We start from the raw sequence: 12,272 nt of genomic DNA on the forward strand, positions 1-12,272 counted from the left end.
AATCACGGTAACGGACGACTCCGGTACTCCCATCAATAGTGCGGATTACGCTGTGGACCTGGAAACCGGCACCGTCACCTTTGTAAACGATCTGGCCGGTACGCTCACCATACATGACCGTATTGAACAGATGGCATTGGTCCGCGATGTGCAGATCAGTGGAGATCTCAGTTTGGCCACCCCGTTGGCGTGGGATTTTCCGGCAGATGAAACGCTGGTAAGCAGCGCCGTCGTATATGGTGACCTTCAATCCCGGGTACACGACGAGTTTACTCAACGCACCTGGGACAGTGGTGAGCCCAACTGGAGTAACCATCGCATCGGGGACGACACAACGGCGCAGTACAACCTGATCAACTATCCCATCGAGGTCAGCAACAAAGGTGCGGTAGATGGCCACTGGGCGATCATCTTCACCAGCAGCAGTACTTTTCAGGTAGTGGAAGAAAACCTCGGCATTATCGCGAGCGGTTCTACCAGCAGCGATTGCGTACCCCTGAACCCGGAAACCCATGTCCCGTATTTCATTATCCGCTTTGACGGCTGGGGTACCGGCTGGAGTAGCGGTAATGTACTGCGCTTTAACACCACTGGTGCATTGGCTCCCTGTTGGCTGGTGCGAACCGTTTTATCAGGACAAGGCACTACGGACGATGACCGTTTCACCCTGCAGATTCGGGGGGACGCAGACTGATGGCAACGCTGGCAATCGGCAATGGCAGTCAGATCAATCCTTTCCTGATCCAGACACCGGAAGACTTTGAGGCTGTCTGGCATCACTCGGAGAACTATTACTACGAGCTGACTACTGATCTGGATATGGATGGCCGCTATCTCAGTCAAAACGACAATGGCGGCAGTTTCCATCTGGACGGCAAGGGCCACAAGGTCATCAACATGACCTGTGGTAATTACTGGCACTTTTGGGGCTATGGCGATATTCGCAATATTGAGTTCTACATTGCCAGTGGTCTTACCACCGGGCTGCACCAGACTTGCTATAACGGGGCGGTACTACAGAATGTGCGGGTTCACTGGCAGCATAACAGTGATGTTTACCTGTCTCGTGATTGGCCACAGGGACAGCCTTTCTATCAGAACGTCGTACTCAGTGGTCTGGCAACGCTCAAGCACATCGCCAACCAGGGAGGCTTTGATACCAGCGGCTGTTATGTGGCCATGGATCGTGATCCCAATAACAACGATGGTGTCCTGATCAGCGATATTTATGATCCAGCGGAATACGTCAATCTGGATCCCGCCCTCTGGAATCTGACTGCAGGTAGTGTTCCATCTCTGATCCCTCAGACTGGCGACTACAGTCGCTATACCCATGTGCTGGGTACCACATTAGTCGACGGCAGCCCTGTACCGAGAACAGTGCGGGCGGTGACCATGCAGCGCCATGAACTGATCGCACAGCTCGACAGCGCAGGCGATGGCAGCTTTGAGCTGGTCACCAGCCCCTACACCGATGGGATTCTGGTGTATGCCTTTGATGAGTACGGTAGCCTGCTGAAGGCTGACACGGCTTACAGTATTGGTGCGATTACCCATCCCCAAACACCCAATGGCTATCGCTATATCTGTATTCAGGCTGGTACCACGGAGGCAACACTTCCTGTCGATCCTTGGCCGACCGACCAGCTGGCCAGCGGTACAACCATCTTTGAAGCCCTTAAACTCCGCCAACCCATATTGCACGGACCGGTCACGCCGAAAAGGATTCTTGGCTGATGGGCAGTTACATTCCAAACTCGAACGCACTGGTATTGTCAGTACAAGGCGGGTATGACGCACCGGCTGCCGGCAATGTGGTGCTTGATGTACCATCACCAGATGCGGCGCAGACCTTTGTCAGTGGCACGGTGTCCTTGAACGACGAACCGGCAGAAAAAGAGATTGTGGTCGTCTCATACCGCTTGCAGCAACGGCAAGGTCAATTGCCGGAGCGTACAATTATCGCGAGCTGTCAGAGTGGAGCAGATGGCCGTTTCGAGATTGACCTGAACGGCTTTGCTGAACCGGTACTGGTGCTTGCTATGGATGACTATGGCGATACATGGCAATCAAACACCCGTTACATTGTGGGTGATGTGATTCACCCCACAACAGGAAGGTTTGCAGGCTTCGTCTACGAGTGTCTGGCGGAAGGGATATCAGGCTCATCGGAGCCGGAATGGTGGGTGGATAACGGCAGCACCAACACCGGACTGGTGGGAACCGCTGTCTTCAAAGCACGTCCTTTCTATCAGGCCATAGTCCATGGACCTTTGCTGCCGGCTGTAAGAAACAGCAATGGCGATGGCTGATTACATTCCGGATCCTGCGAGTCTGGCACTGGATGGTAGTCATGATTATTCAGTGCCGGATGGGGCAGGCATTTCACTGGATGTAGCGTTCGGTGAGCCAGTCAAGCCCTCGCCTGCCAGCTGGCCGGTAGTACCATCGATAACACGACAATGCCAGGCGCGCTGGGAACCCGCAGTTGATAAACAACAGGGCACAGATATTGGTTGGCGTCCTGCTAATCAGAAAGAAAGCTTTGTACAGCTTCGACAACACGTGGCGAGTAAAAAGCTTGACCCTGAGTTGCACTCACTCTGGGGAAGGATCCCCGGCAAAGAAACAGATTCTGTTCTGGCATGGGAACATGGTCACCGTTATGAGTCTGTTGCTGCAGGCATTTGGGGAGATGTGCCAGCCAAAGACGCTGTGCCTACCTATGCAAGTTGGGATGACAGCATTACTGCATATGAGATCAGCAGCGGCATATGGTGGGGGAATCCACCAGGCAAGGATCAACAGCATGGCGGTGGCTGGTATCGGGTACAAGAGCACTTGTCGGGGGAAATTGAGCCAAAGACGTATATGCCAGAGCCGGCTCGTCTGGCATTTGTGTTTCAGGGTGCACGCTACACGCCAGCCCATAATGAATCTGTCTGGTTTGCGTTTGGTGCAACAGTCACATCAAAGGCGAGCAGGCCACGTAATAGCAGCATCCAGTCGCCGTGGGATTTGGCCGGGCAGTACAATCCTGCCTGGCAGTTGCCATGGGGAGCAGGGCAGAGCCAGCAACGGTGCGATGCGGATTACAGTATCCGGTTTGCGGCCAATATTGATCCTGTTGATCCCACAGTTCCAACCGACCCTACAAAGCCCGCTACTCCTGAACGACCCGCTGACAAGGATACTTGGCTTATCATGAACACCATCAGTGTTGTCACGCTGCCAGATCAGCAACCACTGGATGTCACTCAACTGGCCATTGAACTCGATATCGACAGTTTCACCTGGCAGCTGTCAGCACAGATCAATAATCGTGCCAGTCTTAACCGGGTAGCGCCAGATCAGAACGGTCCGAAGGAAATTGAAGTCACCATTAACGGCTGGCGTTGGGTGTTTATCGTTGAGCGCTATGAGGCCAACCGTAGTTTCAACCGGGAGCGTTACCGGATTCATGGCGAGAGCAGAACGAAGTTGCTGGCAGCACCTTACGCGCCTCTTCGATCCCATAGTGAGAGCGCTCCTATTAATGCCAAGCAGGCAGCAATTCAGCAACTTGAAAACACGGGTTTTACTCTGGAGTGGCCGAACGAGGGCGACTTTGTCACCCCGGACTGGACCTTTCCGGAAAACACCTTTTCCTACATTGAGCACACGCCCATGCAGGTCATTGCACGAATCGCAACGACCGCTGGAGCGGTTGTTATCCCATCAGCGGCAGAAGATGTGCTCACCGTCCAACCTCGCTATTCGCAAAGCCCGTGGGATTGGCAACCAGAAACCGCGATCACGCAACACATTATCCCCGAGAGCATGGTCGTTAGCCTGTCAGCCCAATGGAAGCCGGAGCCTCATTACAATGCTGTTTATGTGTCTGGGATTTATGCTGGAGTTTCAGTAAATGTCAGGCGCCAAGGGGCAGCAGGTAATGAACCGGCTCCGGATATTTATGACGACTGGCTGGTCGATGTGGGGATAAATAGTGAGCGAGGACGGAATGAATTGTCCAAAGGTGGGAATCAGGCGATTGTGACGCTGGAGTTGCCTCTTATGTCGGTAGGAAATGCACCTGGGCTTATTTTGCCGGGTAAGTTGGTAGAAGTCATAGAGACAGGTGAAATTTGGTATGGGTTGTGTCTTTCAGTGTCTATCAGTGCAGCAGGCGGAGGGAAGGGTAAAGTACTACAGCGAGTAGAATTGGAGCGTCATTACTGATGGGGGCTGCCAATATCTGGCTGCGGTTCAAAGCTCTATTACCATCCGGTAATCGTACTATCGTTACTATCATTGCCAATAATGGCAATGGTACCAGTCAAGCACAGTTGCGGGATGGCTCGATAGTTGTTGTTGAAGGAGAGATAGTCTCTGGTGGGAGTAGAGCCCTTGTTGTTGATAGGAAAGTGATTGGTATGGCACCAGAGTTGCTACAGTATGAAATGGATGTTTGATTCCAGCCAGACTCGATCTGACAGACACTGTTTATAATATCAGTAAATGTCAGATCGGTTTTGAGCTACTACATGCCACCTGATCAAATTCGGTTTTTACGGTGGATACTTAGCTGTTTTTGAATATGTCAACCTTTGTTTCCAGGCACTTCCTCAGCATCAGATCATTGGTTCCAACACTGAACCAGCTATCGGGTTTCTGGAAGAAATCCAGACCCCGTCCAATCTTGATGATCCAGCCATTGTCGATTCGAATTTCCCGATCATGCATATGTTTATTGACCTTCAGATCAAGCTCAATATCCATTTCAAGCAAGCTCTGTTTAAGCTCGCCCAGCCGGTCAGACATTTCCTTAACATCCGTATCATCATCATAACTGGTGATTAACCGAATGGTTTTTACTGAAGGTGTTTTAATAACGGCTTCACAAAAGCGAACAAAATTCTGAATCTGGTGAGTCAGGCGGATATAGGGGTCTTCAATTTCAATGGCTTTAGCGCCCTCAAGGTAAGGGCTGATGATGGACTCATAGCTATAACCTGTTGCGCCATAGTGAATGGTAAAATGCTGCTCCTGAAGTTGAGCTTCTGGCTGGAGGTTTACGCTTTCAGCCGGGACTGCCGGTTTCTTGAGCACGTCATCAAAGACAGAGCCTTTGGCAGGAATATCTTCAGCCGAAGTTGCAACAACAACCGTCTCCTCATCACCGTGAATATCCCGGCGAACAGGCTCCTGGGTGGCCGGTGCCAGCCTGGATTCCGGGCAATAAATAATTACTTCTTCACCATCAGAGTTAATGTAAGAGAGATTGATTTTGGCAAATTCATCATCGGATTTGCGTTTATTCATTTGCTCTTTTACACGACGCCGGGCTTCAACCGCATAAGCGACATATTCCTCAAACTCTTCATCAGAAGGTGAGCCACTGGGATGAAGAATTTTCAAGAAGGCCGCAACGGTTTTCTTGATGCCTTTTTCATCACGGCCTTCCACGGCCTTACCCAGACGAATACGCTTACTGACCTCTTCATACCGGTTGGTGTGCTTTAGCTGATAGTGGAAGGCTTCTGCCAGATAATCAGTAATAAATCCGTAGTTATTGGTCAGGAATTCGCTGCTGTTCTTGGGCATTTCCCAGCCGGGAAGGTAACAGGCAAAGCGATCCATAATGGCCAGGTCAAACTCCTTGGGCAGCGGTTGAAATAAATCAAACACTTCCGAGTTAACAATCTGGTCCACGGATAAATCCAGGTTGCCAACAAACGCCATGGAGGCATCGGCAATCACCTCAACACCCCGGGAAAAACGACCATTGGCCATAAAGTCTTTCATGATCTGAATGGTGTCATGGTCTTTAACCTTAATGCCGCCCACCTCGTCAAAGGCCACGGTATCCCAGAAACCCACCAGGCCGATCTTCTTGCGCTGGTTGTTATAGAAAAGGGTTGCCTTGGTGGCCTGGCCACCGCTGATCAGGGTCGAATAAGGTGAGAACTCACTGAAGAAATAGGATTTCCCCGTTCCCCGGGGCCCCAGCTCAATAAAATTAAAATTGGGTTCCACCAGGGGCAGCAAGCGCGTAATAAAGTGCATTTTTACCCGGTGAGCAAGCTTCCCCGGTTCCAGGCCCACTGACCGGAGAATAAAGCTCATCCACTCATCCCGGGAGCAGGCCTGACGCCCTTCACAATATTGATCAAAATTGAACCGGCTTAGCTGAATTGGCCGCAGATCTTCAATGTAAAAGGCATAATCATCATCTTCAATTTCGTTATAGGCAATGGTCACTTCTGCCCAAAGCCCGCCTTGCAAAAGCCGGTCATTATCCCGATAGAACTTTTCACTGATGGCCACTTTACGGGAATCAAAATTTTCCAGGGCAGCCCAGTGCCGACGGTTTTTCTCAACATAGTTAACATGCACCTTGTCGATAAAACGGTACTTGCCCTTGGTGGCCACTTTGGACTGCGCCTTGTTGGCTTCATTGGGGCGCACGTAATTGTCATTCAGCGTATCTAGAACCGCTTCCATCCCCGCCTGGATCTCGGCTTCATCATCACTGGCACAATATCTTGCCAGCAAAAATTCCAGCACAAAGGTAGGCACATTGGTGCCTTTTTTAATGCGATGAACCAGGTCTTTTCGAACCACCTTGCCATCAAACAGTGCATTGAGCTTCTTATCAATCGTATCCATGGCTTATACCGTGTAGTCAGTTTCCAAATCCAACTGGCAGTAGGTAGCCATGGTGGAAGGGTTTAATGCTTTTATCTTGAATTTGCCTTCAAATTCCATCTGCATTTTTACGGTAATCTGAGCCTTGTCATCAGGCCTCAGCGTAATGGTACCGGTGGCTGGGTTTACCGCGCCACCCGGTTTCGCTTCACCCACCACATTGCCATTTTTGTCCTGGGCTTCCAGCAATATTTCAAAATCGCTATGGGTGGAAAACATATCCTGTGTTTCCACGGCAATCTCTACCACTGGCAATCGTGTAGTAATGCGTTTGGCACCATTCTTATAGCTCAACACCACACTGGCCTGCTCAATGGCGGCCTGTTTTGATGCTTCCAGTTTTACCGTAATCACCGGCACCACGCATTCTTGCAACGAGGCGCCACCATGATAATAGAGCATTCCCGAGCGGTAAGAAGCCATGGTCAGAGGCCCGGCCAGCTTGGGCATATCACTGCGAATACCGGCTTTATCCGTGGCTAATTCATAATGATTGCCATCCGCTGCACCATCGCCCAGCAAACAACGCTCATGAATATTGAGCCAGTCACCGCTGTTCTTGCTGCAGGTATCCCCGGCCTGGGCATGGGTATTCATAAAAAAGCCATGGTCCGTGGGAATCACCACATCACTGAAACCGGCATCTTTCAGTTTATGAACCGCCACCCGAATGCGTTTCAGGGCATTAATAATTTCATTGGGCGCGGTATCAGGATGATTTTCAAAGTGCCCATCAATTTCCACGCTGCGCAAGACTAACAACTCGGTGCCATCTTCCACCTTAAAGCGATTGCGCACAAAATCTTCCAGCCTGCCTTCCTGGAATCGCTGGCCATAACGCTTACGGATAACGTCCATACGCTGGGCAACCGTTTTTACTTCCTGGTCATTAATGGCTGGCACCAGCTTGCCATCTATCCGGTTGAGCTTCAGCCCGGTGCTGGCATCCGGTAGCAGGCTGGCCATACCCACCAGGGTGATGCTGGGCAGTTGTGCCAATGCCGAGGTCAGTTCCACTTTACCGTCTTCTGCCAGCTGTTGCTCCAGAGCGACCCCTAACTCATAGCGCAGGGCGTCCACCATTAAATAGGCGACTTTATTACCGCTTTGGGCGAGCTTGGGCCCCACCAGTTTGTCAAACACCTCAGTGTTGGCCAGACGCCCTGAAACAGGCCAGCCGGAATTGGTTAAATGTTTGGTAAACAAGAGTTGAAGTTTTTCAATTAACTGCCCGTATTGTTTGCGCACCCGTTGCTGCAGAGGATGCATCAGGCCCTGGGTATCCTGCCAGTCATAATCGCTGACCGCCTGTTCAAACTCCCGGTGCAGTCGGTCGACTTCTCTGAACTGGGCAAGATAGAAGTCGATCAGCGACTCCATTGAACGGGTATGTTCAACCAGCAGACGGTCATTGTCCTGACAGGTTTCCACCAGTGCCAGCGCTGAGCGCAACAGGTCCCACTGGGCCTGGCTTTCGCCTTTGCCCGTCCATACCGATTGCACATGCCGGGATAAAATATGCCTGACCTTATCGGTATCGTCCCGTTGCAGGGCATCCATGGCCTGATGCAAAAAGGTTCGCTCTTCAAAGGGGAAGGTATCCCGCTCGCCCAGATCAACGATGCCATCGCAGAGTGATGACAGCTCCAGCTCGGCCTCCACCGCTTCCGCCCGTTCAATATAGGTGGCCTGGGTGCGACGATCGCTGCGCAACCGCTCACAGATATCTTCCACCAGTGGTTTGGCCGCCTCGGTGGCCCTGGGCACATCGGCCAGGGCAGCGGGCAGGGGTTCCGGCAGGTCAAACACGAATTCGCTGAACAGTACAAAACGCCATAACTCTTCGCCAATGGCGGACCAGGTCTTACCCCGGGTTTTCAAGGTCAAACCGATGCTGGCTTTCAGTAGTTCCCTGGTTTCAGCAACCCAGCTGTCACCGGCATTCAGTGAGACAAGCTGGCTGTCACCGGGCACCAGCAGACTGAACAGAATGTCCCGGGTGGATTCAACCTTGAGCGTCGCTATCAGGTTAGGCCAGCTGAGGCCGCCACCAATGGCATCAATAACGGCAAAACTGGGGTTGGCATCCTGCTCGAAGATTCTGCGAACCTCGGTAGCGTGGTCGGGCTTGGCTTTTAAGCAGATGCTCAAATAGCTATCCCCATCACCCATGGGAAAGGCTGCCTCGAATTCGCCATAAAGAGCGCCATAGAGGGCAAAGGGGTCTTTTTGTTTCTCTTCATCTTCCAGGGGCCTGGCAGCGGGGACATAAACCAGCAGTTGCTCAATGGACTGTTGGCCAAGCTCCCCCAGCGCCTGAATCGCCTGGGCCCGGGAGATAATACTGGAGTCACTGGCATCGACCACTTTACGCCGGTCATCGGCCATCACCAGGCAGGTATCCCGGTAGCGTTGTTCCGGGTCATAGACCACCAAGACCTGATGCTTTTCCAGGCGTGGCGCAAATACCTGCTCTTGTATAAATTCTTGAATGTTCATTTTAGTTCCAGGCTAATGCGGTGTTAATGGCGTCGGCAAAGGCGTTAAAACTGGCGGAACGATTCTGTGCAGGGTTCATATATTGGCCTACCTGTCTGGCACATTCGAGCTTATTGATGCCGGTAGCAAAATAGCCCGCTCTTTTCATCTCACGCTCCAGGGCTTCCCAGGTGCCGCCTTTAATGGCGTCCGGGTCTCGGTACGGTTTTTTACGGGGCACATTTTCCGCCACCCTTGGATAGGCCTGCCTGACCGCCTGCCAGTCCCCAAAAAACCAGGCTTCCAGCTCCTCGATCACCACTCGGTTCACCACCTGAAATCGTTCTCCATCCTGAGCCTTGGTGGTTAAACCCGCTTCAGTAGCCGTTTGCTCCAGCCGTTGTTTTAACTGAACGCAATCCTCGTCATCACGGTCCACCAACACCAGGATGGCATGGTTGGCCGGTAGCCAGCTGCTGTAGCCCCTTAGCCGGTTTGGTAACTGCTTCAGCAGATCATCCTTGCACTGAAAACGGATGATCTGAAACGCCACATCCCCCAGCATTCCGGGCAGTAGCCCTTCCAGGGCGGCTTCCATGGAGATCTCTTCGACAAACACAATGAGTTTCTCCAGCATGACTACTTCCCTGCTTTGATGTTGGCTTTAGGAGCTCCAAAATTGACCAGTGGATCACCAATTCCAAAGTGCCCCTCCATCCATAAATAGCCCAAAGAGGCACCAGCGTTTAGTAACTCTTTTATGCCCTGGATATCACTGGCACGTACCGCCTGGGTAAACCCCTGTTCATCACGGTAAAGAATGCGCACCTCTTCTGCTCGCATAGCGTTTAGCAAGAAAGGGGAATGACTGGTAATCAGTAACTGAGAGTTTTGTGCAGCCGTTCGGCACTCCTCTGCCAGTTCAGGCAATAACCGTGGATGCAGAAAGTTTTCCGGCTCTTCAATACCGATAAAACGAGCAGGTTCCGGGTCGTGCAGTACCGTTAAATAAGCCAGCATTTTCATGGTACCGTCAGAGGCAAATTTCGACAAAACCGGCTGATCAAACGGAGCATCTTTAATTTGCAACAGCAGGCGGCCATCCGGCATTGGGTCCGCTTCCACCCGTTCCAGTCGGGGTATGCGCTGGCGCAGATTGGCAAAAATCGCTTCCAGTCGTTCCGGGTGCTGCTCTTTCAGGTATTGAATCACATTGGGCAGGTTCTCTCCCCCTTTGCTCAAACGCTCCTGGGGGCCAGCTTCGGGTTGATTGCGGGTTTGATCAATGGAGAGATACGAAACATACCAGTCGGTAATAAACTCCCGCAGGGCGGCAATACGAGGGTGTTCAGAAAGCTGCCCCAGGGTGTTTACGGCAATCAAATCCGGTGAACGCAGATTGGTCTCTTCCCGGGCATCATCCACATCGGGGGTTTCACCACTGGCGGCACGACCCTTGCCCCGGCTGAACTCCAGAAAGCGGAACGGCGCACCTTTGGTACCCCGTCGCCACTGTAGCCACTCTTCCACCACTTCCGGGCCTTTAGTACCCTCATCAATGGCCAGATGGTAGGTGATAATGGGGGTACCGGGCTGCTCCCGGTATTTCAGTTCAAACAGAATGGGGCCGGAAGCGCCACGGCTCTTCAGCTCCTTGCCCCGGCCACGACGGTCCCAGGCGTGGCGCAGGCCAAACTGAAAACACTCCGACAGAAAGTTAAACACATCAAAAATGGTGGACTTACCGCTGCCATTGGGGCCAAGTAGCACCGTCAGGGGAGTAAGGTCCTTCAGTTCGATTTTGCGCAGAGCCCGGTAGTTCTCGACCTTGATGGACTCTATTCTGGGAATACCGGGTCGCTTTGTTTGTTTTGCCATCATGGCCTCCATTAAACAGCCATAAGCGGAAAATGCCGCTCCCCTCAGGCATTGAAAATAGGAAAGTGCCTGACTGCGGCATTTTCATTATAAATAGCTCGATAATGAATCAGACTTTTTCTGCGATCAACTGTTTCACCAGTACATTTAATTCATTGTCGCTTAAGTCTTTTGGTTGCCATTCATATTTCACTTCACCGGTGTCCTTGCCACGGCGAATAATCGGCACTTCTACTTCATGCCAGAAATGGTCTTCGACATCGTGGGCAATGGCGAAGCTGCGGTCCTGGTGGCATTTGCGCAGCACCCGCTCTGGCCAGATACTGCAGGCCAGATGCGCCCAGTCGTAATCGCCTTTTTCCAGCTTGCCCCAGGTCTCTTTCAGCTTTTTCTGCCAGGCCTTGTGCTGGAACAGTTTCCACAACGGGGCTGCGGTGATTTGGACACCGTCATTGAGGTTTGGTTTCCAGAATTTCGCCAGCCGTAATAGCTCATCATGGAAATCACGCAGCTCGCTGGCCAGATCCGTTAGTTTGGCGAGGTCTTTTTCTTCCTGGCTGCTGCGGGTGGATTTGCCTTTTAGGGTACTCAGGTCTTGTGCCACTTGCTGAAGCTTTGGTTCAACAAAATCGTTGATGCAGGTGTAGAGGGTTTGTTCGTTTAAGCGGTGATAGTAAACCCAAAGCGTGTAGGAGCCGGATGGGGTTTGTAGGGGCCAATATATTGGAGAGGTTCTACCACTTTCTGAGTATCGATCAATGTGTTCATTAAAAAAATCTTTTCTAATCCAGTTTTCAATATCTATACCATCAAAAGATATTCCTATAGAAAGATTATCTAAAGAATTTACTAATGATTTTTTAGAAGAAAAATTGTCTGATGTAAATATGATCTGTTCAGTATTAATTTTTGAATGATCTGCCAAGCCAGGTTGAAAAATTGGTAATGTTAATTCAGGGTTTATGTTTATAGAAGTGCTAATTCTATTTTCTATTGTTTTGTTATCCCATCTACCAAATAATATACCAACGGCATAGCTAAGCCAGTTTTTTTGGAACTCCTTTCCACTGTCCGAAAATCTTTTTTTGAGTGCTTTTTCTATTAGTCTTTCTTTACTATTACTTATCGTTTGAGTATTTGTTCTTGGTAAGTACTCAAAAACCGGTACATAAGGCGATTTCACGTTCTGCCGCCTAAGCTCATCCCCATGTTCCCATTACCGCCTG

Annotated in this window: 10 protein-coding genes; 5 read left to right on the forward strand and 5 right to left on the reverse strand. The window is 51.1% G+C overall.

The annotated features are described in order from the left end of the window. The 5 genes from ABD892_RS06020 to ABD892_RS06040 all read left to right on the forward strand — a co-directional run. The coding region (locus tag ABD892_RS06020; RefSeq protein WP_345194513.1) for a hypothetical protein at window positions 1–694 on the forward strand (694 nt) is incomplete at its 5' end. Then, window positions 694–1,737: a hypothetical protein gene (locus tag ABD892_RS06025; RefSeq protein ID WP_345194514.1), complete on the forward strand. Its 1,044-nt coding sequence runs from the start codon at window positions 694–696 to the stop codon at window positions 1,735–1,737. The genes ABD892_RS06020 and ABD892_RS06025, both read left to right, overlap by 1 nt. Then, on the forward strand, window positions 1,737–2,312 hold the full coding sequence (locus ABD892_RS06030) for a hypothetical protein (RefSeq protein WP_345194515.1): 576 nt from the start codon (window positions 1,737–1,739) through the stop codon (window positions 2,310–2,312). The genes ABD892_RS06025 and ABD892_RS06030 overlap by 1 nt, the downstream gene beginning before the upstream one ends. After that, window positions 2,305–4,221 (forward strand): hypothetical protein, encoded by a 1,917-nt coding sequence (locus ABD892_RS06035; RefSeq protein ID WP_345194516.1) that lies wholly within the window; start codon window positions 2,305–2,307, stop codon window positions 4,219–4,221. The genes ABD892_RS06030 and ABD892_RS06035 overlap by 8 nt, the downstream gene beginning before the upstream one ends. Further along, window positions 4,221–4,454 (forward strand): hypothetical protein, encoded by a 234-nt coding sequence (locus tag ABD892_RS06040; protein WP_345194517.1) that lies wholly within the window; start codon window positions 4,221–4,223, stop codon window positions 4,452–4,454. Before ABD892_RS06035 ends, ABD892_RS06040 begins: the two co-directional genes overlap by 1 nt. A gap of 109 nt (window positions 4,455–4,563) precedes the next feature. On the opposite strand, the gene brxL is transcribed toward ABD892_RS06040, so the two are convergent. The 5 genes from brxL to ABD892_RS06065 form a co-directional block, all read right to left on the reverse strand. Next, window positions 4,564–6,651, reverse strand: coding sequence for a BREX system Lon protease-like protein BrxL (gene brxL / locus ABD892_RS06045; RefSeq protein WP_345194518.1), 2,088 nt, complete (start codon window positions 6,649–6,651; stop codon window positions 4,564–4,566). 3 nt (window positions 6,652–6,654) lie between these two features. Then, complete coding sequence (locus ABD892_RS06050) at window positions 6,655–9,189, reverse strand: PglZ domain-containing protein (protein WP_345194519.1); 2,535 nt, start codon at window positions 9,187–9,189, stop codon at window positions 6,655–6,657. Window position 9,190: 1 nt separating this feature from the next. Further along, window positions 9,191–9,805 (reverse strand): DUF4276 family protein, encoded by a 615-nt coding sequence (locus tag ABD892_RS06055; protein WP_345194520.1) that lies wholly within the window; start codon window positions 9,803–9,805, stop codon window positions 9,191–9,193. A 2-nt stretch (window positions 9,806–9,807) separates the two neighbouring features. Continuing rightward, window positions 9,808–11,046, reverse strand: a complete 1,239-nt coding sequence (locus tag ABD892_RS06060) for an AAA family ATPase (RefSeq protein WP_345194521.1) — start codon at window positions 11,044–11,046, stop codon at window positions 9,808–9,810. 109 nt (window positions 11,047–11,155) lie between these two features. Continuing rightward, window positions 11,156–12,229, reverse strand: coding sequence for a hypothetical protein (locus tag ABD892_RS06065; RefSeq protein ID WP_345194522.1), 1,074 nt, complete (start codon window positions 12,227–12,229; stop codon window positions 11,156–11,158). Window positions 12,230–12,272: the final 43 nt, after the last annotated feature.

This window comes from Kistimonas scapharcae, from assembly GCF_039540975.1.
GTDB lineage: Bacteria > Pseudomonadota > Gammaproteobacteria > Pseudomonadales > Endozoicomonadaceae > Kistimonas > Kistimonas scapharcae.